Annotated in this window: 15 protein-coding genes; 6 read left to right on the top strand and 9 right to left on the bottom strand. The window is 61.9% G+C overall.

The annotated features are described in order from the left end of the window. Window positions 1–58: 58 nt before the first annotated feature. Both ACW9IB_RS20995 and ACW9IB_RS20990 read right to left on the bottom strand, forming a co-directional pair. Window positions 59–712, bottom strand: a complete 654-nt coding sequence (locus tag ACW9IB_RS20995) for a DsbA family oxidoreductase (protein ID WP_457415364.1) — start codon at window positions 710–712, stop codon at window positions 59–61. A gap of 55 nt (window positions 713–767) precedes the next feature. Then, the gene (locus tag ACW9IB_RS20990; RefSeq protein ID WP_457415361.1) at window positions 768–1,787 is read right to left on the bottom strand and encodes an alpha/beta fold hydrolase; all 1,020 of its coding nucleotides are present in this window, start codon (window positions 1,785–1,787) and stop codon (window positions 768–770) included. Between the two features lie 194 nt (window positions 1,788–1,981). Here ACW9IB_RS20990 and metR point away from each other — a divergent pair, with 194 nt between their 5' ends. Next, entirely contained in the window at window positions 1,982–2,899 is a 918-nt protein-coding gene (gene metR, locus ACW9IB_RS20985; RefSeq protein WP_457365086.1) for a transcriptional regulator MetR, read from the top strand. A gap of 139 nt (window positions 2,900–3,038) precedes the next feature. Here the strand turns inward: metR and ACW9IB_RS20980 are convergent, their stop codons facing one another. From ACW9IB_RS20980 to ACW9IB_RS20955, 6 genes are all read right to left on the bottom strand, one after another. Then, window positions 3,039–3,545: an N-acetyltransferase family protein gene (locus ACW9IB_RS20980; protein ID WP_457415359.1), complete on the bottom strand. Its 507-nt coding sequence runs from the start codon at window positions 3,543–3,545 to the stop codon at window positions 3,039–3,041. Next, window positions 3,542–3,949 carry an NUDIX hydrolase gene (locus ACW9IB_RS20975; RefSeq protein ID WP_457365088.1) on the bottom strand — a complete coding sequence of 136 codons (408 nt, stop codon included), beginning with the start codon at window positions 3,947–3,949 and terminating at the stop codon, window positions 3,542–3,544. The genes ACW9IB_RS20980 and ACW9IB_RS20975 overlap by 4 nt, the downstream gene beginning before the upstream one ends. A 166-nt stretch (window positions 3,950–4,115) precedes the next feature. After that, on the bottom strand, window positions 4,116–5,456 hold the full coding sequence (locus ACW9IB_RS20970) for an HD domain-containing phosphohydrolase (protein WP_457415357.1): 1,341 nt from the start codon (window positions 5,454–5,456) through the stop codon (window positions 4,116–4,118). Between the two features lie 168 nt (window positions 5,457–5,624). Then, window positions 5,625–5,897 carry a type B 50S ribosomal protein L31 gene (locus ACW9IB_RS20965; RefSeq protein ID WP_071488679.1) on the bottom strand — a complete coding sequence of 91 codons (273 nt, stop codon included), beginning with the start codon at window positions 5,895–5,897 and terminating at the stop codon, window positions 5,625–5,627. A gap of 100 nt (window positions 5,898–5,997) precedes the next feature. Continuing rightward, on the bottom strand, window positions 5,998–7,323 hold the full coding sequence (locus tag ACW9IB_RS20960) for an APC family permease (RefSeq protein WP_457415355.1): 1,326 nt from the start codon (window positions 7,321–7,323) through the stop codon (window positions 5,998–6,000). Between the two features lie 130 nt (window positions 7,324–7,453). Then, entirely contained in the window at window positions 7,454–8,275 is an 822-nt protein-coding gene (locus ACW9IB_RS20955) for a carbon-nitrogen hydrolase family protein (protein WP_457415352.1), read from the bottom strand. 93 nt (window positions 8,276–8,368) lie between these two features. On the opposite strand from ACW9IB_RS20955, the gene ACW9IB_RS20950 reads away from it, so the two are divergent. From ACW9IB_RS20950 to ACW9IB_RS20935, 4 genes are all read left to right on the top strand, one after another. Next, entirely contained in the window at window positions 8,369–9,133 is a 765-nt protein-coding gene (locus ACW9IB_RS20950) for a response regulator transcription factor (RefSeq protein WP_457415350.1), read from the top strand. Window positions 9,134–9,162: 29 nt separating this feature from the next. Beyond that, window positions 9,163–10,782, top strand: coding sequence for an FMN-binding glutamate synthase family protein (locus tag ACW9IB_RS20945; RefSeq protein ID WP_457365092.1), 1,620 nt, complete (start codon window positions 9,163–9,165; stop codon window positions 10,780–10,782). A gap of 165 nt (window positions 10,783–10,947) precedes the next feature. Then, the gene (locus ACW9IB_RS20940; protein WP_457415347.1) at window positions 10,948–12,087 is read left to right on the top strand and encodes an OpgC family protein; all 1,140 of its coding nucleotides are present in this window, start codon (window positions 10,948–10,950) and stop codon (window positions 12,085–12,087) included. A gap of 110 nt (window positions 12,088–12,197) precedes the next feature. Continuing rightward, window positions 12,198–18,689, top strand: a complete 6,492-nt coding sequence (locus ACW9IB_RS20935; RefSeq protein ID WP_457415346.1) for an NEL-type E3 ubiquitin ligase domain-containing protein — start codon at window positions 12,198–12,200, stop codon at window positions 18,687–18,689. Window positions 18,690–18,692: 3 nt separating this feature from the next. On the opposite strand, the gene ACW9IB_RS20930 is transcribed toward ACW9IB_RS20935, so the two are convergent. Then, a complete protein-coding gene (locus ACW9IB_RS20930) occupies window positions 18,693–20,111 on the bottom strand; it encodes an amino acid permease (RefSeq protein WP_457415343.1) in 1,419 nt (472 codons plus the stop codon). A gap of 378 nt (window positions 20,112–20,489) precedes the next feature. Between ACW9IB_RS20930 and ACW9IB_RS20925 the strand changes: the two genes are divergently transcribed. Continuing rightward, window positions 20,490–23,609, top strand: coding sequence for a transglycosylase domain-containing protein (locus tag ACW9IB_RS20925; RefSeq protein ID WP_457415342.1), 3,120 nt, complete (start codon window positions 20,490–20,492; stop codon window positions 23,607–23,609). Window positions 23,610–25,926: the final 2,317 nt, after the last annotated feature.

The raw sequence follows: 25,926 nt of genomic DNA, 5'->3' as shown, positions 1-25,926 counted from the left end.
AATACTTGGCTGACACACTGTATTCGCGAGCAAGCCCGCTCCCACATTTTGAACCGCTTTAGTTTTTAGCGTCGCTGATGATCTGCCGAATCGCGCCCACAAACGCCTCCGCCGGCTGGCCGCCGCTGACGGCATACTGGTCGTTGAACACGATGGTCGGCACCGAGGTCACGCCGCGGGAAATCCACAGTTGCTCCTGCTCGCGCACCTCGGCGGCGTATTCATCGGACGCGAGAATCTCGGCGGCACGGGTGAGGTCCAGGCCGACGCTTTCGGCGATGATCGCCAGGGTCGCGTGGTCGGACGGGTCCTTCTGCTCGGTGAAGTACGCCTTGAACAGCGCCTCCTTGAGGTTGTACTGCAACCCTTCAAGGCCGGCCCAGTGCAACAGGCGATGGGCATCGAAGGTGTTGTAGATGCGACTCTGGCCGTCGGTGCGAAAGGCAAAACCCAGCGCGGCGCCGGTGTCGCGGATGCGTTCGCGGTTGGCCTGGGATTGCTCGGGCGTCGAGCCATACTTTTCGGTGATGTGCTCGACGATGTTCTGCCCCTCGGCAGGCATGTTCGGGTTCAGTTCGAACGGCTGGAAATGGATCTCGGCCTGGACTTCGCTGCCAAGCTGGTCGAGGGCATCGGTCAGCCCGCGCAGGCCGATGATGCACCAGGGGCAGGACACGTCGCTGACAAAATCGATTTTCAGGGCAGTACTCATGGTGGGCAACCTCGCTGGCATTCTTGCGCCGCAAAAGTTGCACCATACACCAATGTCACAGCACCTTCGAAGGCTCGCCCAGGTCAATCTGCGCCCAGTGCGCCGCATCCTCGCGATGGGCTTGCAGGTACGGCAGCACCGCCGTCAGCAGGGGCGCCTTGAACGCTTCCTGGAATCGATGGGCCATGCCCGGAATCAGCTTCAACTGGCTGCCCTGGATATGCGCCGCCAGGTGTACGCCATGCATCACCGGCAACAACGGGTCGGCGGTACCGTGCACCACCAGGGTCGGTACGCGGAGTTGGTTGAGCAACGGCACGCGGCTCGGTTCGGCCAATATCGCCATGATCTGGCGTTTAACGCCGTCGGGGTTGAACGCGCGGTCATAAGCGACCGCCGCCTGATGCAACAGGGCTTCGCGATCATCCTTCACCACCGGGCTGCCCAGGGCGGCGAGCAAATCGGCCTGTTGCTCCAGTGCGACTTCGCGGTTGGGCGCGCTGCGCCGTGACAGCAGTTGCACCAGCGCCGCGCTGGGCGCCGGCAGGCCTTCGGCGCCGGAGGTGGTCATCACCAGGGTGAGGCTTTCCACCCGATCCGGAGCCATGGCCGCCAAGTGCTGGGCGATCATGCCGCCCATGCTCGCGCCCAGCACATGGAATTGCCGGACCTGTAACGCGTCCATCAGGCCCAGGGCATCGTCCGCCATATCGGTCAGCGTATAAGGCGCCGCCACGGGCAGGCCAAGCTTGTAGCGCAGCACTTCAAACGTCAGGTTGGCACTGGCCGGCGCCTGGCGCCAACTGGACAGGCCGACATCACGATTGTCGTAGCGAATCACCCGAAAACCTTGCTGGCACAGGGCAATCACCACTTCATCCGGCCAGTGGATCAACTGGCCGCCCAGGCCCATCACCAGCAGCAAGGCCGGATCGGACGCACGACCAATGCTCTGGTAGGCAATGCTTACCTGAGCCAGATCGACCGTTTGGGTCGGGACATTGACGTCACATCGAGAAGCCGCAAAAGACGGCAGGCCGAACAAGAGAGCGGCCAGCAAAAACACCACACGCATGAAAAACACCAAAACGCAGAACCCCAGTGGAGCGCGAGTCTGATGATGTTTGTTAAAGCGCGCTGCCACAGTTGCGTGACAGTTTGATGAAGAGTGCCGAGCGGTCACCTTCAAGCTGCGTGTCGACAGATTCGGCAACATGAGACAAACTCACGCAATTCGAATTCATCACAAATTGCTTTCATGGAGATCCCGTGCTCGAGATCCGTCACCTCAAGACCCTGCACGCCCTGCGCGAGGCCGACAGCCTGGTGGAAGCCGCCGAGCGCCTGCACCTGACGCAATCGGCGTTGTCCCACCAATTCAAGGAGCTGGAAGAACGCCTGGGCATGCCGTTGTTCGTGCGCAAGACCAAGCCGCTGCGCTTCACCAGCGCGGGCCTGCGTCTGCTGCAACTGGCTGACGCCACCCTGCCGCTGCTGCGCGGTGCCGAACGGGATATCGCTCGGTTGGCCGGTGGCACCGCCGGGCGTCTGCACATGGCGATCGAGTGCCACAGCTGCTTCCAGTGGCTGATGCCGACCATCGACCAGTTCCGCGATGTCTGGCCGGAAGTCGAGCTGGACCTGGCCTCGGGCTTTGCCTTCGCCCCGTTGCCCGCCCTGGCCCGTGGCGACCTGGACCTGGTGGTGACCTCCGACCCGCTGGACCTGCCGGGCATCACTTATGTGCCGCTGTTCACCTATGAAGCCATGCTGGCCGTGGCCAACCAGCATGCCCTGGCGAGCAAGTCGTACATCGTGCCGGAAGACCTGCTGACCGAAACCCTGATCACCTACCCGGTGGAACGCGACCGCCTGGATATCTTCACCCGGTTCCTGGAACCCGCCGACGTGGAACCGGCCCAGGTGCGCACCTCGGAGCTGACGGTGATGATGATGCAACTGGTGGCCAGCGGTCGCGGCGTGTGTGGCATGCCCCATTGGGCGCTGCATGAATACAGCTCGCGAGGCTACGTGAAAGCCAAGCGCCTGGGCGAAAAAGGCTTGTTTGCCACGCTGTATGCCGGGATCCGCGCCGACATGCTCGACGCGCCGTATATGCGCGATTTCTTGCTGACGGCCAAGGACACGTCGTTTTCCACCCTGGATGGGGTCAGCGCCGTGCGCTGATGTCAGAGACAGTGAGGATCAAACTGTGGGAGCGGGCTTGCTCGCGAAGACGCAGTGTCAGTCGATAGACTCATCACTGACCCACCGCATTCGCGGGCAAGCCCGCTCCCACATTGGAATGGGTTCTCACCCTGGAATATCAGTCGGGCTTGAGCTCGCGCCACATGTAGATCTTGTCGAAGTAATCGACACCCACCCGCACCGCCAGCGGTTCCAGGCCGTACTGAATGAAGCCGCAGCGTTGGTACAAGGCGAAGGCGGCGTCATTGCCGGCGGTAACGGTCAGTTGGATCACCTTCAGCCGCGGCTGTTTGCAGGCCTCCTCCAGAGCCGCTTCGACCAACCGACGGCCCAGGCCCCTGTGCTGATGGGCGGCGTTCACATACAGGCCGAACAGCGTCACCTTGTGCCGGGCCTTCTCCCGGGGCTCGAACGCCAGGCCGACGATGCCGACCAGTTCATCCCCTTCAACCGCACCGAGCAAACGGTCGAGCGGGTTGTTCAAGCGCTTTTCCCACCAAGTCAGTGGCATCGCCGCACGCTCCGCCACGCTGGAGGTGAATGCCTGGGGATAGGCACCGTACGCCTCGAGCATCAACGCCCGATACGCGACGGCATCATCGACCTCCAGGGTGCGAATGATCATGCTGGCAACGAAGCGCGATAAAACGGCAGGATCAAATCCCGCGTCAGCGGCGCCAGGTGCAGGCCGCCGTCACCGGCCGGGTCGATCCAGCGTATTTCCTCGATCTCCGCAGCTGGAGTCACCGGTACGTCGATTTGTACCTGAAACAACTCCGCCTGCACAGTGAAGCCGGGCTCGTTGGCAGCCGGGGCGGAGAAATGCCCCAGGTACACCGCTGCATTCGGGTCGATGCGCAGATTCAGTTCTTCGTACAACTCACGGGCCAGCGCTTCAGCGGGCTGTTCGCCGGCGTCGATCTTGCCGCCCGGCTGCATGAACGCCTGGGTGCCGCGCTTGCGCACCAGCAGAGTCTGGCCGTCTTGCCCGATCAGGAGCGCGGCGGCGATGCGGATGGTAGAAGTCATGAAAAGGTTACCTTGAACACAAAGGCGCAAGGATCACATGATCGTTGAGAGTGCCGCAATCAATGTGGGAGCTGGCTTGCCTGCGATGGCGGTGTGTCAGTAGAAACAGTGTTTGCTGATGGACCGCTATCGCCGGCAAGCCGGCTCCTGCAGTTTCAGCGTGTGTTCAGCCTGTGGTTACAGCGGTGTCCTTGATAAACACGCTGTAACGCGCGCCCTCCATGGTTTCGAAGGCGATCAACTTATCCACCAACGGCAGGTTCAGCACCTTGCCGGCATTGAGCAGCAGCATGCCGTTGTCCGCATTGAGGTTGCGCGCCAGCACCATCCCCTCCAGCAACTCGCGGGTGCCGAGCACCTTGATGGTGGGATCGCCCAGGGTTACGTCGTTGAGGTAGGTGGCGCAGACCCGCACAAATACCTCGACCATCTGCGGGTCGTAAAACCGGCCAGCGTATTTGCGGATGTACAGCAGCGCTTCGTCGCTGTTCATCTGGCGCTCGAGGATCAGGCCTTTTTGCAGCTCGATGAAATCCACCGCCAGCTTCAACAGCCGCGAACCTGGCGGAATTGCTTCGCCCTTGAGGTGATCCGGCGCGCCACTGCCGTCCCAGCGCTCCTGATGGTGGCGGATCAGCCGCGCGGCATCCTTCATCGGTTCCAGGGTCATCAGCAGGGATTCACTCTGGGCGGCGTAGGCGCGATAGCGCTCACGGTCGCTGCCGTGCAGCAGGTCCGAGGGCGAGGCCATCATGCTGTCGCTCCAGCTCAGCTTGCCGATGTTGTAGAGCGCGGCGGCCATGGTCAGGTCGCGGGTGCTGGCTTCGTCGACGCCCTGGGTGACGCACCAGGTACGCACCAACTCGATAATCTGCCGGTTGGTCTGCTTGGCACGCGGCAGGCGCAGGTTGGCCAGCAACGAGAACACTTCGGTGCCGGTGGCATAGCTGTGCTTGAGCTCTTCATAGGCCAGGTCGAGCATGTCGGCGGTTTGCTGCAGTTCGCTGGTGCGCGAGGCCACGCGTTTTTCCAGGGTGGCATTGAGCTGCTTGAGGGCTTCGTTCTGTTGCAGGATCAGTTGTTCGAGGCGCAGGCGTTCGCGCTCGGAATGCTGATGGGCCAGGGATTGGCGCAGGGCCATGAGCAATTCTTCATCGTTCCAGGGTTTGCTCAGGTAGCGGTAGATTTCGCCCTCGTTGATCGCCTTGATGATCAGGGTCAGGTCGGTCTCGCCAGTGAGCAGGATGCGCACGGTATGGGGGTAATGCTGGTGGATATGGGCCAGCAGCGAGGCGCCGTCCATGTCCGGCAGGCGTGCGGCGCTCATCACCAGGTCGACGGGTTGGCCGGCGAGGATCGCCAGGGCGTCAGCCGCGCAAGTTGCGCTGTGCAGGTCGAAAGGTTCCAGCCGCAACAGTTGCGTGAGGCTGTGCAGCACGTCCGGTTGGGCATCGATCAACAGCACCACGGCGCGGTCGGCATCGGTGAAGGCTACGGACTCTCCCATGAAACACCTCGGATCGTCGGTGTGCGCTCCTTACGGTATGGGCCTGCCTCCCTGGCGGATACTGAGTAGTCTAGTCGGTTTCTGGCAGAATGATGGCCTTACGATATCAGCGCATAAAAAAAGCCGCTCCAGATACCGGAGCGGCCTTCGAGGTGAAACGTGAAACCCTCACGCCTCGGCTTTTTTCGGGCTCGAACCGAACGAGGCGAAACGCTTGTTGAACCCGGCAATCCGGCCTTCGGCCTGGGTCTTGCGCTGTTGACCGGTATAGATCGGGTGCGAAGCGCTGGACACGTCCAGCGGGATGTAAGGGTAAGTGTTGCCGTCGCTGTGTTTATGGGTGCGATCACTGTCGGCAGTGGAGCCGATCAGGAAGAACACATCGGCGGCGGTGTCATGGAACAGCACGGTGCGGTAGTCGGGATGGATACCAGCTTTCATAAGGCCTCCGGGGCGTCGGGGTACAAAATATGTGTTATACAGTAACACAAATCATGCACCCAAACGAGAACCTATTGCAATAAGAATAGGCCCGGTGCTTCTAAGCGGTTTCCTGAAAGTCCATTTCCGGTGGCTGTTGCGAGAAACCACGGGTGAGTACCCCCAGGTAAACCAGACCGATCGCCAACCACACCAGCCCCAGGTAAATCGCCAGGTGATCGAGGCTCACCATCAGCCATACGTCCGCCGCCAGGCCGATGGCCGGGAACACCAGGAACAGCACGAGTTCACGCAGGCCACGCGCCTTGGCGCCGATCCAGTAGTGGAAGATCACCGACAGGTTCACCAGGCTGAACGCCAGGAATGCACCGAAGTTGATGAACGACGTGGAAGTGGTCACGTCCAGCTTCAACGCCAGCAACGCCACCACTGCGCACAGGAGGATGCTGTTGACCGGCGTGCCGAAGCGCGCATGCAAAGTGCCGAAGAACGATTTGGGCAGCACGCCGTCACGCCCCATGGCGAACAGCAACCGCGAACCACTGGCCTGGGCCGACAGCCCCGAGGCGAACTGGCCGACGATCAAGCCGATCAGGAAGATCGACACAAACAGATCGCCGCCGATGTTGCGTGCAATTTCATACGCCGCCGAATCCACGTTGGCGAACTCGAAGGACGGATGGGCAATCTGCACGAAGTAGGACACCGCCACAAAGATCAGCCCGCCAATCAGGGTGATCAGCATGATCGCCCGTGGGATGGTGCGGCGTGGGTCGCGGGTTTCTTCGGTGAGGGTGCTGACCGCATCAAAGCCCAGGAACGAATAGCAGGCGATGGCCGCACCACTCATGATCAATGGCATGTGCATCTGGCCATTGAAGAACGGCGCGATGCTCCACAACGGCTTGCTTGCGTCGCCGCCGATGTAGTGAATGCACAGCGCGACAAATGCGATCAGCACCAAAAACTGCACCAGCATCAGCAAGACATTGATGCCGTTGGCCAGTTTGAGGCCGACGATATTGATAACGCTGGTGATGCCGATGAACGCCAGTACCCAGACCCACTGCGGCACCGCAGGGAACGCCGAATTCAGGTACGCCGCGCCGATCAGCCAGATGGCCATGGGCAGGAACAGGTAGTCGAGCAACACCGCCCAACCCGCGATAAAGCCCAGTTTGGGGCTGATGGCCTTGCGCACATAGCTGTAGGCGGAACCGGCCACCGGAAACGCCGAAGCCATGCGCCCGTAACTCATGGCGGTGAAAAACATCGCCACCAGCGCCGCAAGGTAAGCGGCGGGAACCATGCCGGCGGTGGATTGCGCCAGGATGCCGAAGGTACCGAGCACAATGATCGGTGTCATATAGGCGATGCCAAACAGCACCACCGCCCCTAACGACAGGGTGCGTTGCAAACGAGCCATGGGTGATTCTCCGCGCAATTATTAGATTTATGGCAGAACTGAAGTCGGTGAAGCGAGTGCATTGATTCTTATGGGTGCAACGCCCCCTTGTAGGAGCCCGGCTTGCCGGACTCCTACAAGGGGGGTGGTGTCAGGCTTTGGGGATCAGCAGTTCGCGCGTCCCGTCGCTGCGCTCGATCACCTCACCTGGCAATTTCAAGCGCTGGTCGTCCAGGTAGCGGTAGTCCTTGCGCGCCGCCGCCAGTTGGTCGAGGTCCAGCTCGACGGTGAATTGCCCTTCTTCACGTCCGGCTTCAAACAGCAAGGTGCCGAACGGGTCCACCAGCGCACTGCCGCCGGCAAACACCAATTCGCCATCGCCGTCTTCCACACGGTTGACCATCAGCGCAAACGCCTGGTTTTCCTGGGCACGGGCCATGATCGCGGTGCGGTGTGTGGGGCCATACGGGTCCATGTTGCCGTTGGTGACCAGCAGCAATTGAGCACCCAACTGCCCCAAAGCGCGGGCGGATTCCGGAAATTCGATGTCGTAGCAGATCAACAGGCCGACGCGTATCCCCTTCCACAGGCAGGTGGCATAACGATCACCGGGGCTGACCACGCCGCGCTCCAAAGGCCACAGATGGGTCTTGCGATAACGCAAGGCGATGCCTTCGGGCGTGATCAGCAGGGTGGTGTTATAGAATTGGCCGCCGTCGTTCTCGATCATGCCGATCACCACGGCGACATCGCGTGCACGGGCAGCCTGGATAATGGCTTGCACGGTGGGACCGTCCAGCGGCTCGGCAACAGCGGCGACGGTTTCAGCCGAGGGGAAACCGGTCAGGTGGGTTTCCGGGAATACGATCAGTTGCGTATCGTCGGCGCAGGCAGCAATGGCCGTCAAGGCGCGCTCAAGGTTGTAAGCTGTATCGTTATCACGACCGGCCAACTGGGCAAATTCGACCTTCATGGGTATTCCTTGTTCTTTAGCTGTGCCGCAGTATGCGCAGCCTCAACCCACCAGGGAATCACGCGGCGGGGGTAACCCGATAGGGGTAGATCAATGACCATGTCGCTGCAAGACATCGCCTGGCACCGTGCGGTGGGGCAAATGATAGACGCGCTGGACCAGCCCAACTTCTGGACCCAGCTTGTCCGATTGCTGGACCAATACGTGCCCTCCGACAGCTGGGTGGCGCTGCTGTTCAGCAGCGCGCACCGCCCCCTGGTGTTCGCCGAATGCCCAGGCGCCGACGGCACGCCGGACCAATTGTTCCAGGACTACCTCAACGGCCTGTACCTGCTCGACCCCTTCTACATCGCCAGCCGCGAGCGTGCCCACACCGGGCTTGTTCGCCTGGCCGACGTCGCGCCGGAGCATTTCGAACTCACCGAGTACTACCAGCGCTACTTCCGCCTCAACGTGGTGGCCGATGAAATCCAGTTCAATTGCCACCTGCCGGACGGTCGCACCCTGTGCCTGTCCCTGGGCTCGAACCAACGCTTCGATCCGCAGCAAATCGCCCTGCTGTCACTGATCCAGCCCTGGGTGCTGAGCCTGCTGCGCCAGCGCCTGCCCCATGAACTCAGCCAAGTCAGCGTGCCGCAGCCACCGCTCCAGAATGACGACTGGGGCGCGCAACTCACCGCCCGCGAGCTGGACGTGGGCCGCTTGATGCTCAGCGGTTGCTCCAGCAAGGAAATCGCCCGTAAGCTGGAAATCTCCGTGGAAACCGTGAAAGTCCATAAGAAACACATCTACAGCAAGCTGGGGATCAAATCCCAGTCGGAGCTGTTTTCGATCTTTCTACAGGCGCAAAACGCCTAGCCGATGAGTCCGAACCCAAGGAAAACCGTATGAGCCTGTCGTTACTAAGCCGTTACGCCTTCTTTGCCGTGTGCGTCATTTTCACCCTCGCCAGCCTCCCCTTTATCGAACATGAATGGCTGTGGCCCATCACGGTGGTCACCGGCGTGCTGAGCCTGATCGGCCTGTTCGACCTGCTGCAAAGTCCCCACGCGGTGCGCCGCAACTACCCGATCCTGGGCAATATCCGTTACCTGGTGGAAGCCATCCGCCCGGAAATCCGCCAGTACCTGCTGGAGTCCGACAGCGACGCCCTGCCCTTCTCCCGGGCCCAGCGGTCGCTGGTGTATTCGCGCGCCAAGAACGAAAGCGCCGACAAGCCCTTCGGCACCCTGATCGATGTGTACCAGTCGGGCTTCGAATTCATCGGCCACTCCATGCGCCCGGCGCCACTGAGCGACCCCAGCGCGTTTCGCGTGATGGTCGGCGGCCCGCAATGCAAGCAACCGTACTCGGCCTCGGTGTTCAATATCTCGGCGATGAGTTTCGGCTCGCTGAGCGCCAACGCCATCCGCGCGCTCAACCAGGGCGCCAAACTGGGCAACTTCGCCCATGACACCGGCGAAGGCAGTATCAGCCCGTACCACCGCGAACACGGCGGCGACCTGACTTGGGAGCTGGGCAGCGGCTACTTCGGTTGCCGTACCAGCGACGGGCGCTTCGATCCGGAACGCTTTGCCGTGCAGGCGCAGAACCCGCAAGTGCGGATGATCGAAATCAAGATGAGCCAGGGTGCCAAGCCCGGCCACGGCGGCATCCTGCCCAAGCACAAGGTCACCCAGGAAATCGCCGACACACGCGGCATCCTGATGGGCGAGGACTGCATTTCACCCTCTCGCCACAGCGCATTTTCCACGCCGCTGGAAATGATGCAGTTCATCGCCCAACTGCGCGAACTGTCCGGCGGCAAACCGGTGGGTTTCAAATTCTGCCTGGGCCATCCGTGGGAGTTCATGGGCATCGCCAAGGCCATGCTCGAAACCGGTATCCTGCCGGACTTCATCGTGGTCGACGGCAAGGAAGGCGGCACCGGCGCCGCGCCGGTGGAGTTCACTGACCACATTGGTGTGCCGCTGCGTGAAGGTTTGCTGTTCGTGCACAACACCCTGGTGGGTCTGAACCTGCGCGACAAGATCAAGCTCGGCGCCAGCGGCAAGATCGTCAGCGCGTTCGACATCGCCAGCGTGCTGGCCATCGGCGCCGACTGGGCCAACTCGGCGCGCGGCTTCATGTTCGCCATTGGCTGCATTCAATCGCAAAGCTGCCACACCAATAAATGCCCGACCGGCGTGGCCACCCAGGACCCGCTGCGCCAACGCGCGCTGGTGGTGCCGGACAAGGCCCAGCGCGTGTTCAACTTCCACCGCAACACCCTCAAGGCGCTGGCGGAAATGCTTGCGGCGGCAGGGTTGGATCATCCGTCGCAACTGTCGGCCAAACACCTGGTGCGACGCATGTCGGCGACCGAGATCAAGCTGTTCTCGCAGTTGCATGTGTTCCTCAAACCCGGCGAATTGCTCACCGGCGAAGTGAATGGCGAGTTCTATTCGCGCATGTGGCAGATGGCGCGGGCGGACAGCTTCGAACCCCACGAAGCCAGCGCCGCGTGATGTTCCCCTGGCCTGCCCGGCACCGGGCAGGCTTTACATTCAGTAATATCCCGCCTTTGCAATTGCTTACAAATACCGCCAACCTGCGCCGGCCCGACGTGCGGCGTACGACAACACGCGCATTCGCCTGTCTTTACTAAACCTTTTGTTCAAGAGCCCGCTGCCATGCTGAACGGACGCGACCCGCGCATCGATTTTTTTCGGGGCCTGGCGTTGATCTTCATTTTCTGGGATCACGTCCCCCACAACCCCCTCGGCCAGATCACCCTGCGCAACGTCGGCTTCAGCGATGCGGCGGAAGTCTTCGTGTTCCTCGCCGGTTATGCCGCCGTGCTGGCCTACGGCAAGATCCTGCAACGCGACGGCTACTGGATTGCCTCGCTGAAAATCCTGCGCCGTGCCTGGGTGTTGTATGTGGTGCATATCTTCCTGCTGGCGATGCTGATGGGCATCGTGTTCTTCGCCAACAGCCATGTGGAAACCCGCGACCTCGTCGAAGAGATGGGCCTGACGCACTTCGTCACCCACCCGCAACAAGCGCTTACCGATGAACTGCTGCTGCGCTTCAAGCCCAACCTGATGGACCCGCTGCCGCTGTACATCGTGCTGCTGGCCGGCCTGCCGCTGGTGTTGCCGCTGATGCTGCGCAAGACCTGGGCGGTGGTGGCGGTGTCCACCACCATCTACCTGTTGGCACCGTGGATGGGCTGGAATCTGCGGGCCATTGCCGATGGCGTGTGGTACTTCAACCCGGTCACCTGGCAACTGCTGTTCGTGCTCGGTGGCGCGGCGGCGATCCACAGCCGCCAGCCACGGTCTGTCGAGAACAGACCACTGAAGCATCAGCCGATATTCGTCGGGGCATTGGCCTATGTGCTGGTCACCGGGGTGATCACCCTGTCGTGGCGCTGGCCCGAAATTCATGACGCGGTAATGCCGGCGTGGCTCAGCGACCTGATCTACCCCATCAGCAAGACCGATCTATCGCCGGTGCGCCTGCTGCACTTCCTCGCCCTGGCCTACGTGACGGCCAAACTGCTGCCGGGCCGAATCTGGACAGAGGGACGATTGGCCCAGCATCTCTGTCGCATGGGGCGCTATTCGCTGGAGGTATTTTGCCTGGGCGTGGTGCTTGCGCCGCTGGCGGACATGATCAACGCCCTGGCCGACGATGCGTTCGCCATGCAGATTCTGACCGCGCTGGTAGGCGCCCTGTTAATGGCCGCACTGGCGCTGTGGCTGGAATTCAACAAGCAGCTGGACCAGTCGCTCAAGCCGGCACCCAAACGGGTCAGCGCCGTCTGAGCGCATTCGAACGGCGCCACGAATCGACGCACGTTATATAGGTAGCCCTTGCCACAGGCGGGCGGATGCTTCCATTTCCTTCCACGTCTCACTGTGTAAGGAAATGGCTCATGCCCGATCACCCTCTCAATAGCCCGTCCGGCCAATTGCAGTCCAGCGAACCCTGGGGCCGGCAACAGGCCCTGGAACTGCTGCGTCAAACGCTGGCGCAGTCACTGAATAGTCTGACCCTCGTCCAGCAGCGCGACTACGTGCGCCTGCAACGGGAAGCGACTGCCGCACTCAAGGCACTCGAAACGGAAAATGCACGCCTGATCCAGGCGTTCAAGCACAACGGCCTGGCACTGTTGCGCAGCAAACTGGGCGGCCTCGACCCGGAAGCCATCTTTATCAACACCCGCTACCTGGAAAAAATCGACGTACCACTGCCCTGGGAGCGGCGCAACAGAGCCGTCGACGAGACACCGCAGTCGCCGCGCCCCGAGCGTGCCCTGGACGAGTCCCAATACCGCAGTCATATTTCCAGGTTTTCGCTGTGGGAGGCCGCTTGCCTGAACTTCGATTTCGGCACCGGTAATCCCCAACGCTCCGGCCACAGCTACGTCGACGCCTCCTACCTCACTGGTGTGGACGAAAAGCAACTGAGTGTCAGCCAATTCATCAGCATCTGTCGCGAACTGGACCTGGGTGGAAAACTGCAGGTCGATTTGGCCGCAACCTTGGGCGCTGGCGGCAAGCTGCACGGTTTGATCGAGACCAGCACCCGTGCTCACCTGCGGTATGAAGCACTGGAGGCCTACCGCAACCGTAATAGCAGTGGCGTCACGCAAGCCCTGTATGAAGCGCTGGTGACCACGATCGAAGACACGGGGGCGCCGCTGCCTTTCGACATGCTGAGCATGAATCTGGATCTCACGCTGCTGCCGGCCGTGCCGTTTACCCCCTCCGGTACCCGCATCCCGGTGCCCTTGCTGTTGATTCGTGTGGGCAGCCTTGGCGTGATTGCCTATTTCCCGTTTCGCCCGGGGGGAGCCTTGCGCTATCACCCCGACGCCCGAAGCGCCGGCGCGCAATTCCATGCCGACCTCAAGAGCAGCCATCAACAAGGTGATCTGGAGTGGTTCTCGCGACAGCTACCCATCACCGAGATCAATCAATTCAAAGACTTGCTGCACGAAGAGCCGCGACCATCGGGCCTGACCGGCTTTGCGGGTTTTCTCTACGACTCGTTTCATACCTTGTTCCCCGCGCAAACCCTGGAACATGTCCGCTTCGTCAATGACCCCAAACCGGCGCGTGCAATGACGCTGGTGCAAGCGGTCAGCCTTCGTCATATCCAGCACTATCAGGCCAACCTGGGCATGCTCGCCACCCAACGCTCGGAGCGTGACTTGCAGGGGCTCATCGACGGTGCGGCGGCCATTGCCAGTGAGGTCATGGAGCTGTTGATGACCCCCATGCCCGGTGGCGTCACCGGCTTGAACCGGCTGATGCAGGGGGTGGTGTTCGGCAATCTGGCCTACAGCCTGATCACCGGCGTCAATGAGGCGACCAAAGGCCGGGCCGGTGATTTCGCAGCCGCCATGTCTGACGTGGCGGACCTGGCAATCAATGGTCTGTTGATTTCTACCGCAGGGCGCGTGCACCGCCAGCGCATGGAAAACCTGCTGCAACGCCTCGGCGATCCCCGCAAGGTGCCGCGCAGCGACGGAACGTTCGAACTCTGGAAGCCGCAGCTCGCCCATTATGCGATCGCCAACCGGAACCTGCTCGCGGGCAAGGAGCCTGACGCCCAGGGTTTGTATCAGATCGACGGCAGGCAGTACGTGCGTGTGCAGCAAGACGCCATACAGGTAGTGGCCGAAGTCACGGCAAATCCAACCTCCGCCGGTTTCGTGCTCAAACGCAAAAATGGCAACGGCTTTGCTGCGCCGGTGGCGTTCAATCCCGCGCTGCAAGCCTGGAGACTGGACCTGCACAGCGCCGGCCAGCTTTCCGATGCCCAACTGCTCGCTCAAATGTTTCCCCACGATGATGCGCCCGTGTCCGAAGAACACATGCGAAACCTGCTGCGCAGCACCGGCGTGTCCCGCACAACGCTGGATCGTATCTGGGCGGGAGAGGCACCACCGGTCAACCTGATCGAAGCCAGCCGGCGCGTGCAGGTCGACCGGGTCATCGAGCAACTGAGCAGCCGTTTTCACCGCAGCGGCACGATGCCGGCCCATGCCGACAGCGCTGTGCTCAGCTTGCTCACGCAACTGCCCGGCTGGCCCGCCGAGTCGATCATCCATGTACATGACCAGAGAGGTCATTTGATCGAAAGCCATGCGGCCAACATCGACGCCGCGCGAGCGATCAACCTCAAACGCAAGGACGATGGCACCTACATCGCACTCGACGCGCCGGACACCACGGTGGCCACCCAGGACGCACTGTTCGAGCTGATCCTCCGTCAGCAGCCCGCGACGTCGACCCTGGGCAAGGAAGGCAGCCCCGGTCTCACCGAAGCCCAGCGTATCGCACGCCTGCGCCTGCAAATCAGCGGGCTGGCAAACAAGGAGCGGATTGCGTTGTTCCAGGCTCTGACCCGCTACGCCGGCCAGGCCCGGGCCCAAGTGCCCGCCGACGATCCGGCACGGGTATTCGTGCCCGTCAAGGCGGCGTCCGAGGGTGTGACACCGTTGCTGAACAAGCTGCACGCGCAATTCCCGCCATTGAGCCTGGCCAGCCTTGAGCAGTTGCTGGAAAAAAAACCATTGAGCCCGGCACAGCAAATCGCCTATCTCAAGGGAGAACCGTTGCAGGTCGACGTACGTGAACATTTGGAGCACTACCGCACCGCCTTGCATATCGACGCCATACTCGACGAGCTGTACTACCCACGCGCATTCAATCACGCCGCCGACCGGTGGGCTCGGGAACTCGCCACCGGCCTGCTGCTGGAGCGCCTGGATCGTCACTTCGTCGTGACCGAATTCGTCGATGGCAACGCGCAAAATCGCTACCGCAACACCGGACCCGAGGACACCACCGTCGAACTGTTGCATTACGGTAACGGGCGCTACGAAGCCTACGACATGCGCAATGGCGGGCCTATTCCGGTATCGCCCGACGCTGACAGTTTTTACCTGGCCATCGACTCGGTGCTGCAACCCCATGAGCGCAGGTTGCTGGGCATGACCTCGCCCCGCGACACCCGGGGCTTGCGCCAGACCCTGGCGGACCTGATGAGTGAACGCCGCACCCCTGCCGGGCGGGTCAAGCTGCTCGATAATTCGTTGCGCCAATATCAGCAGAATCCGGTACTGCCCGTTGATTTGCAGCCCAATTCCGAAGGTTTGTATGACTGGCAAGGCGGCCAATTAATGCCGCTTTACGGTTCGTTTTATCCCGTGATCCATGACCTGCACGTACGCAAGTGGCGGCTCAAGCATCCGAACAAGGTTGGCGTCGAGACACCGCTTCTTGAACACAATCGCCACGGTGCCTGGCGTCTGGAAAGCGAAAATCCGTTGACATGGGACGACCATCACCTGTTCTCACGCTTGGGCGGTTCCGACTTCAATGTTGACCCATCGACCGCCGAACGCATTGTCAAGGTCACTGACACACCGGCCCGCGCCTTGCGCGAAGTGCACTGCGCCGGCCTGCCGCCGCCTCCGTTGCTCAAGGACAGCAGCAAACGCTTTGCCATCGAGCGAGAGATCCTGCACTTCATCAAAACCATGACCCACTACTCGGCAGCAGGCAGAGCACGGCCATCGCTGCAATTACTGCTGGTGTGCGCGTTGCCCCAATGGCCAAAAAGCCATGTTCTGGAAGTGCATGACGAGGCCGGTCGAACCATCACCCATTACCCTGCGGCCAACGCCCACGCACCACAGAAAATCCGCATGTCACGCGAGCAGAGCCGCAGCCTGGAACCCCTGCTTCGCCTGGTGAGCGACGATATGCTGACCCGTGCCCTGCTCGGCGAATTGCCCGAAGGCCAGGAGCAGCGCTTGTTCAAACTGGCAAAGAAAATCGCCGAGTATGCGCACCGCGAACGCGGACAACTCTTCGAAATGCTGTACGCCCAAAGCGAACCCAACGGGAATGGCGTGGAAGGCCGCTTGCGCAATCACTATCCACAGATGCCCAGCAGCGCCATCAAGGCCCTGATCGAACATGCGACCACCCAAGAACTCAAGCAACTGAACGAGGGGGGGCCAATTCCGTTGCGCCTTGAAGAACAGGCCAGGCTGACGAGCCACGACCTGCGCTTGAACCGCGCCTTCGAAGGTTTGTATCTGACCACACTGAACAACCCGGACAGCGAAAAAATCATGCTGCACCTGCTCAAGCATGTCCCCGGCTGGCCCGACCAGCTGCGCATCGATATTCATCGAGACGACGCCGGCGGCCCGTTGCTGGAAAGTGCCGGGCACCTGAGCGGCACTGTGCGCAAGGTCCTCGCGCAGACAGACGGGCGCTACCAAGCCTACGACACCGGGGGCAAGCCGGTGGCCGAGAGTACCGATCTGCTCACCGCCCTCTGGCATGGATTGGACGACAACGAGCGCCACGCCCTGGGCCTGGACGACAGTGGCGACACCACACCGCTGCGTAACGCGATCGCCGACCTGGCCTTCAACCAGCGCGTGGCCATCAAGGGCTTGCTGGGCTTGCCGCATATTCCTTATTGGCTGCAACCACCGGTACCGATACACAGCACATTCACCGCTTACCCGTTCAGTCTGAGCAATCTATGGCCATTCGGCGGCAACCAGCCGGCGGACATCGTAGCCAGGGTGCGCGAACTCTATCCAAGCATGAACCGCGCCGCGGCCAATGACTTTATCGACTCGTTGGGCATGAACGACGCGCAAGTCGTGCTGGAGCTGGACCGACGCAAGGCAGAGTACGCGAGCCTCGAATTCGGGCTGGAGAAATGGGCATCCGACCATTCCCCCCTGGATGACGATGACCCACTGGGCATGAACCTCGCACGACGCAGGTATGCAGGGCAGCAGATTCTTCGTGCCTGGCGCAGGGAAACGCAGCAAATGATCGCCGGGGGGCTGTTCAACGCTCACACGCTGGAATTGCAACTGGACGCCAATACCCTGCCTGATCCCGACTTCATCCTCGGCACCAGGGGCTTCGAACACATCGACTACCTGAAGATTTCCAGCGACGGTTTTCCTCCTACCGGTAACGCCTTCTTGAGCAAATTCGCCGGTCTCAAGTCGCTACGGCTCGATTGCATGCTCACCGACCTGCCGAACAGCCTCACCGACATGGTGCAATTGGAACACCTGGATCTGAGTGACAACCAGATTGTGCTGACAAATGAATCCCGCCAGCGCCTGGCCGGCCTGACACGCCTGGAAATTCTGAATCTTGACGGCAACCCGCTGGGACTGACGCCCGACGTTTCGGCCATGCACTACTTGCTCAACCTGAATCTGCAAAACACGGGCATCAGCCAATGGCCCATCGGTGCCGAACATCTCACCCAGCTGCACAGCCTGCTGTTGCAGGAAAACCGTATTACCACTGTGCCGGAGGTATTGTTCACCAACGCGGCCATGCAAAGGACGAATCGCGGCACGATCCTGCATGAGAACCCCCTGGATCCCCCGACCCTGCAACGACTGACCGAGTACCATCAGCGCACCCGCATACTGCTCGGCGGGGCGATGCCCGGTACCTTGCATGTACAGCCGTCGGTGGATGATTTCACGCCGTGGCTGGCCGGTGTGCCGCCTGCCGATCATGGGCAACGCAGAGTCGTCTGGGAGCAACTCCAACGGCATGAGGGGGCGAGCCCGGACGATGTCTTCCGGGTCCTGCGGGATCTGACCCAGGCCCACGACTATAGAAGCCTGCCGCGACGGCCGGCGCTGGTGTCCAGGGTCTGGCGCGTGCTGCACGGCATGGCTGAATCCCACGCGTTGCGCGAACAGATTTTTCTCAATACGTACCTCGCCGGCACGTGCGGCGATGGCGCCATTCTGGCGTTGAGCAACATGGAAATCCTGCACAGGCAGCACCAGGCCATGGAACGCCCCAGTTCCAACCAGGCCAACCGTGATCTGCTGGAATTGGCCGAAGGTCTGTTTTATCTACGCACACTGGACAACTTGGCCGATGACCATCTGACGGCCTTGCGCAATGCGCGCGGACCTGAAGGACCAGAGCCCGATGATATCGAGGTCAAACTGTACCTGCGGCTGCATTTCCGAGTGAACTACAGGCTGCCGTTGCAGCATGAGGAGCGGCTTTACGCACCGGGCAACGACCTCACTCAGCAGGACCTGGCCCGCATTGCCACTGCAATGGCAGCAGTGAAATCGACCAATGGCGCAGCGAACGCTGTCCTGATGGAAAGCTTCTGGATCAACTACCTGGCACGCAGCATCCCGGAACCCTTCACCACCATCGAGGAAGTGACCCGCAGCAAACTTGAAGCACTGAAGCAAGAGATTCCCGACGTCCGCTCCATGGATTACCAGGAGCGGCGCCAGTCGATCAAGGAAAAACAGGAATCCGAACGCAACCGCCTGATCGATCAGCTGACCCGTGCGGCCCGCAGCGGTGCGCAACGGGCCAATTGAGGGTCAGACCGATTGCGGGGAGCCGCGCTCGGCGCTGGCGGGTTGCAGCTTGAAGACGTAGAAGAGCACCGTCAGCAACACCAGAAATGCCGGCCCCACGTAGAGCGCTACGCGGGTGTCCGGGAAGTACGCCATCAACCCCACCACCAGCACCAGGAATGCCAGTGCCAGGTACGAGCTGACCGGATACAGCCACATGCGGTACTTGAGACCGGCCTGTTCGGCCGGGCTCAAGCCTCTGCGGAATTTGAGCTGGGCCAGCAGGATCATCAGCCAGGTCCAGATCGCACCGAAGGTGGCGATGGACGTTACCCAGACGAACACCTGGTCCGGCACCAGGTAGTTGAGCAACACGCCCAGCAGCAAGGCGAAGATCGACAACAACAGTGCCTTGCGTGGCACTCCGTTGTTCGAGGTGGTGCCGAAGGTGGCCGGTGCCTGGCCGTTCTGCGCCAGGCTGTAGAGCATGCGCCCGGTGCTGAAGATGCCGCCGTTGCACGACGACAGCGCCGCCGTGATCACCACGAAGTTGATGATACCGGCGGCGGTCTTGATGCCCAGTCGCTCGAAGGTCATCACGAACGGGCTGCCCTGGGTGCCGATTTCATTCCACGGATAGATCGACAGGATCACGAACAGCGCACCGACGTAGAACAGCAGGATGCGCCAGAACACCGAGCCGATTGCGCTCGGGATGGTCTTGTGCGGGTTGCGCGCTTCACCGGCAGTCAGACCGATCATTTCCACACCCAGGTACGCGAACATCACCATCTGCAGGGACATCAACACCCCCTGCACCCCATTGGGCATGAAGCCGCCGTGGGTCCACAGGTTGGAAATGCCCAGCGCCACGCCGTCATTGCCGAAGCCGAACGCGATGATGCCGACACCGCCGATGACCATCGCAATGATGGTGACGATCTTGATCAGGGCGAACCAGAATTCGAATTCGCCAAAGGCTTTTACCGCGATGAGGTTGATGGTGCCCATGCTGACCAGCGCGGCCAGGGCCCAGATCCAGCGAGGTGTATCGGGGAACCACACCCCCATGTAAACCGCCACGGCGGTGATCTCGGCGATGCACGTCACCAGCCACAGGAACCAGTAGTTCCAACCGGTGAGAAAGCCCGCCAATGGGCCGAGGTAATCCTGGGCGTAACGGCTGAACGACCCCGCCACCGGGTTGTGCACCGCCATCTCACCGAGGGCGCGCATGATCACCAGGATCGCCAGGCCGCCAATGATGTAGGAGAGCATGATGGCCGGGCCGGCCATTTCAATGGCCTTGGCCGAGCCGAGGAACAGGCCGACACCGATGCAGGCGCCGAGGGCCATGAGGCGAATGTGCCGTTCACCGAGTTCGCGTTTGAGCGGGCCGCCTTGAGCGGTCTCGCCATGGGGCAGTGGGTTGCCGACTGGCATAGGGGTACAACCTCATTTTGTTATTGGATTGTCCGTCGAGTTTCCAGGGAACAGGCCGGTAAGCCCGGGCCCTTGCCGAAACCTGCGCCGCCTCATGGACGGCGCCTTCTTGCCGGGCAAGATCAGCGGGCGAGCAGTATAAAAAGCCCGGAGCAGGCTCTTTCACTATAAAGACAGGACAATTCAGGTAAAGAACGTGCAGAAATCGCACCTTACAGGAGCATTTGCCCTGCCTGGCGCGACAAAACGTCACGCCAGGCAACGGACTACCTGCCGTTCGGGGTTTCTGACGCCATCCATACATTTCCCTCACAGAGCGTTCCCAGCGACTACGCTTCAAGCAAGTCCGATCAATCTGCGTGTAGGGATCAATCGACTATGGGCGCACTGTGGCAAACCGACTCGACCAAGGCTGCGAAAGTACAAGGCAGTTCGGACCCAGCGCCGTCACCCCAAAATAAACCCGGGCCCCGTTATGGCCGTCGGCTGTTTTGGCTCATCGTGCTGATGGCCCTGATTGCCCTGGGTTTTGCCGCCGCCAAAGAGATGCGCACCTCGCGCCTGCAAGCCCAGGAACTGAGCCGTCTGGCCCGCGACCTCACTTACCGGGTCGAACCCGGCCCCAGTGACGCGATCGCTTATCCCGGCGCCGGCCCGTTCGACCGGCGCCTGGGCTACAGCGACCTCGACACGTTCCTGCCACGCCTGCTCAAGCGCGGCTACGTGATCGAAGCCCAGTCGCGCTTTTCCCCCGCGTTGATGGACTACAGCGCCAAAGGCCTGTTCGTGCCCTATGCGGAAAAGATCCAGGCCGGGTTGTCGATCACCGATTGCCGGGCGGTGCCGCTGTACCAGTACAACTATCCGCAACAGTTGTACTCAAGCTTCGCCGCGATCCCGCCGTTGGTCGTCAACAGTCTGCTGTTCATCGAAAACCGCGACCTGCTCGACCCCGCCCAACCCCAGGCCAATCCCGCCGTGGACTGGCCGCGCTTCGCCAAGGCGGCCTGGTCGCAAGTCGCCAAGCTGCTGCACCTGCCCGGCCAGAGTGCCGGCGGGAGCACCCTGGCGACCCAGCTGGAAAAATACCGTCATTCGCCCGATGGCCTCACGCTCTCCGGCAGTGAAAAGCTGCGGCAGATGTTTTCCGCCGCCGTGCGCGCCTACCACGACGGGCCCGAAACCCTGGCGGCGCGGCAGAATATTCTGCGTGACTACCTCAACAGCGTGCCGCTGTCGGCGGTGCCCGGGCACGGCGAAGTGCATGGCATGGCCGAGGGGTTGCGCGTGTGGTACGGCGCCGATTTCAACCAGGTCAACCAGGCGCTGGCCGGCCCGGTGAATGCCGAACAAGGCCTGGCGTTGCGCCAGGTGCTGTCGCTGATCATCGCCCAGCGCCGTCCTTCCCATTACCTGGCCAAGGGCCGCGAAGAACTGGCGCAACTCACCGACAGTCACTTGCGCCTGCTGGCCCAGAACGGCGTGATCGACCCGGCCCTGCTCAAGGTTGCGCTGGCCAGTACCGTCACCTACCGCGACTGGGCGCAGCAGCCGACGATTCAGCCGATCGAAACCAACAAAGGCATCAGCGTGGCCCGCAGCCGCCTGGCTGCCCTGCTCGACCGGCCCCTCTACGACCTGGATCGCCTCGACCTGTCCGCCACCAGCACGTTGCAAGCCCAGTTGCAGGGCCAGGTCAGTGCCTACCTCAAGCACCTTGCCGACCCCGAGTACGCGCGCCAGATCGGCCTGCTCGGCGAACGCCTGCTCACCCCGGCCAGCACCGCGCAAGTGCGCTACAGCTTCACCCTGTTCGAGCTGACACCCGACGGCTCACGGGTACGTGTGCAAACCGACAACACCGACCAGCCCTTCGATATCAACGAAGGCAGCAAGCTGGAACTGGGCTCCACCGCGAAACTGCGGGTACTCACTACCTACCTGCAAATCATCAGCGAGCTGCACGACAAATACGCGGCAAAAAGCCCGGCTGAACTGAAAAAAGTCAGTGTGGATGACCAGGACCGCCTGAGCCGCTGGGCCCTCGATTATCTGATCCAGACACCGGACAAATCCCTGGAAAAAATGCTCGACGCCGCCCTCGACCGCACCTATTCGGCGAGCCCCGGCGAACGCTTTTTCACCGGCGGCGGTCTGCACACCTTCCACAACTTCCGCAGCCAGGACAACGGGCGCAACCCGACCCTGCGGGACGCCCTGCGCGAGTCGATCAACCTGCCCTTCATTCGCCTGATGCGTGATCTGGTGCGCTACGTGACCTACTCCGGCGAGAACAACAGCGCCGAGTTGCTCAAGGATGACAACGACCCGCGCCGCCAGGAATACCTCGCCGGTTTTGCCGACCGCGAAGGCACCACGTTCCTGCGCAAGTTCTGGCGCAAATACCAGAAGAAGGACACCCAGGCGAGGCTCGATACCTTTCTCGACAGCCTGCGGCCCACGCCGATTCGCCTGGCGGCCGTGCACCGCTACCTGCTGCCCAGCGCCAGCCAGGAGAGCTTCAACCTGTTCGTGCGCTCCCACATGACCGGAGTGAAAAGCCCGATCAAACTCACCGACGAGCGCCTGGACAAACTCTACAAGGACTACGGCCCCGGTACCTACGACCTGCCGGACCAGGGCTACATCGCCAAGGTCCATCCCCTGGACCTGTGGCTGATGGGTTACCTGCTCAACCATCCCGACGCAACCTTCAGCGACGTGGTCAAGGCCAGCCAGTTCGAACGCCAGGAGGTCTACAGCTGGCTGTTCAAGAGCCGACATCAGCGTGCGCGGGACAGTCGCATCCGCACCATGCTGGAGATCGAGGCGTTTCTGGACATTCACCAGCGCTGGAAAGCCGTGGGCTATCCCTTCGACCATCTGGTGCCGTCGCTGGCGACCGCCATCGGCAGTTCCGGCGACCGCCCCGCCGCCCTCGCGGAACTGATGGGAATCATCCTCAACGATGGCGTGCGCCCCAAAGTGCTGCGCATCGACACCCTGCACTTTGCCGCCGGCACACCCTATGAGACCCAGGTAGTGAACGACCCGGCGCCCGGTAAACAGGTGATTCCGGTGGAAGTGGCCAGGGCCTTGCGCGGCGCGCTGTCCCAAGTCGTGGACGCCGGGACGGCCAAGCGCGTGGCGGGCAGCTTCAAACTGGAAGACGGCACACCGCTGGCGATGGGCGGCAAGACCGGCACGGGTGACAACCGTATCGAGGCCATTGGCGCAGGCGGCCGGATCATCAGTTCCAAGTCGATCAACCGCACTGCGACCTTTGTGTTTTACCTGGGTGAACATCACTTCGGCACGCTGACCGCCTTCGTGCCCGGCCAGTCCGCCGAGCACTTCACCTTTACTTCGGCATTGCCGGTGCAGGTACTCAAGGGCATGGCACCGATCCTGATGCCCTACCTGCAACCCGGCGCCTACACCCAGTGCCTGCCGCCGTCACTCCTCAGCGCTGAAAAACAGGCGTCGGGCCAGCGGTAGCTGAATCTGCGAGCGGCGAATCTCCAGGGTTTGCCGCACCCGTCCGGTCTGGCCCTGGCGCATGCGCTCGAACGCCGCGGCCTCCACTTGCGCTTGAGCCTGGCGCCCCAGGCGTTCTTGCTCGGGGCTCTTGAGGTGGGCGGCGGTGAAGTGATCGTCCGGACCCTGGCTGCGCGCGTAGTGAAAATGCGCGAAACACACAGCCTTGCCGGTGTGTGCATCTTCCACCCGATACGCTTGCAGGAAGTCATCGCGTCGCCCTTTGAGGGCTACCCGCGCTCCCTGGCGAATGATGCGGACGGCGTGCTGGCTGTGCAGAAAAGCCACATCCTCCTGACTGACCGCCCGCGCCAGCGTCGCACGCACCCGTGCCTCCAGACCGGCTGCCTGCAAGCGGGCCACGGCCGCATTCAATTGGCTGCGCACGGCCCGGGCATTGGCCAGTTGCACGCTCGCCAGGCGACCCACCTCAATGCTGGCGAGCTTGCGGCCCAGGCTGTCGGCGGCCCACTGGCGACTGCGAGCCTGAGCGTCGAGCAATTCCTGCAAGGAGGCCGGGTCGTTGGCCTTGCCGACCATGGCTTCGACGTTGGCGATGGCCTTATCGACCCCGGTCAGCAACGCTTTGCCCTTTTTCAACAAGCGGCCCAGTTCGGCATCGGCCACGGGCGACGGCGAGCTGTGTTCCAGGTCCCACACCCCGTCTTCGTCTTGCGTAAAGGTGCCTATCAATTGGCCGTCGGCGTCATGCACACTGGCTCGCTCAGCGCCTTGCTCACCACTCGGCGCCGACTGAACCACCCATAAATCGCGCTGGCGTGTACGAATGATTTTTTTACGACGCGAAGGCTGTGCGGCCACCTCTACAGCCCCTTCGTGTTCCGGCTGCAACAGGACGGTCAGTTGCTTTTCCACCTGCCGGTGCAGACCGGCCAGCAGATGTTGCAGCTTGTCGAGGTAAGCCAGATCGAATTTTTCCGGCGCCATGGCGCGCCAGAACTCGATCTGGTCGTCGGTCTGCGCGTACACATGGTCAATACTGTCCAGCACTTCCATGCGTTCGGACGCTTCGACGGGCAGGTTTTCCAGTTCTGCCTGGGAGCGGCTGGCCCAACGTGCACGATTGACCGTGAGGTTCATGCTGGCGAAAAAATCATCGTCCAGGGGCGGCCCTGGAACATCGATGGCGATGCCCCACAGGGTGCTCAGTTGCAGGCTTTGCAGGTCGAAAATAGAGGGGCGGGCCGGCAGGTCGGCATTCAGTGCCCGCGCTTTGTCGCGCCCGTATTTGGGCACCTGCTCCAAGGCCTTCAGGTGGCGTTGCTCCAGAATGCGCCAGTGGATCGCCTGCTCATGGATGGCCGCCAGTTCACGCATGCCCTGCCCCAGCGTGGCATGGGCCTGCAGGTCAAGAGGACCTCCACCTTCCGTGCCACTCAATGTGTCGAACAAGGGCCGGATGCGTTGATTGATCGCCAGCGTCTGCGTGCGGGCATGGCTGTCCAGCAGGCGCGTGGTCAGGATCACACTTTCCAGCGCCCGGCACAGATCCTCCTCATAGCGCGGACGCGGGCCCAGCTCACGCAGTTGCTTGAGCGCCTGCAACTCCAGCAGTGAAAAATCCAGCGTTTCCTGCGCTTGTTTTATATACCGGGCCTGAACCTGGGCGCGCTGCTGTTCATTGATGCGCTCAGCCGGTTGATGAGCCAGGTTGCGCGCCACTTCCATGGCCACGCTCGCTCGGGCGCGGTCGAGGCCGGCCTGTCGATAGGCTTGTTCAAGGGCTTGCCGACGTGCGACTTGTAGAGCGGGATCCGGCGCGGTATCACCGCCGCCTGCCAGGCGCAGTTGCAGATCGAAGTCCCAACGACCCTGCCCCTGGCGTTTGAGCCAGGGCCCGGGGGTGGCGCCATCGGCGCTGATCACACGGGCCCGGTCATGTTCGATGCGCACACGGAACCACTCGCCACGCACTTGCGCCAGCCAACGGTCGCCGGCATGGAACAAGCCCTGCCAGCGACCGCTGCTTTCGGCAACCGGCAGTGGGCCAACGGGCGTGGGCAGCACCAGGCGCTGAATACGCGCAAACAGGTCCGGGGTCAGTTGGTCACGGGCATTGGCCCAACGAATGGGAGTGAAGTCCCGCAGCGCAGGCTCACGCGCCAAGCGAGCTGGCTCCAGGGGGCTGGCCTGATGTGCCAGCACCGTCGCCAGGTTGACCAGCAGATCCATGAACGCAGCGGGCTCATCCTGACCTACGGCGGTTTGTGCGCTGCTCATCACTTGCACCAGCCAGCCACCCAGCAGCAATGGTCCG

This window comes from Pseudomonas sp. SDO524_S393 (assembly GCF_054071875.1).
The sequence above is the reverse complement of the archived record's forward strand: the minus strand, read 5'-3'. Positions and strand labels throughout refer to the sequence as shown.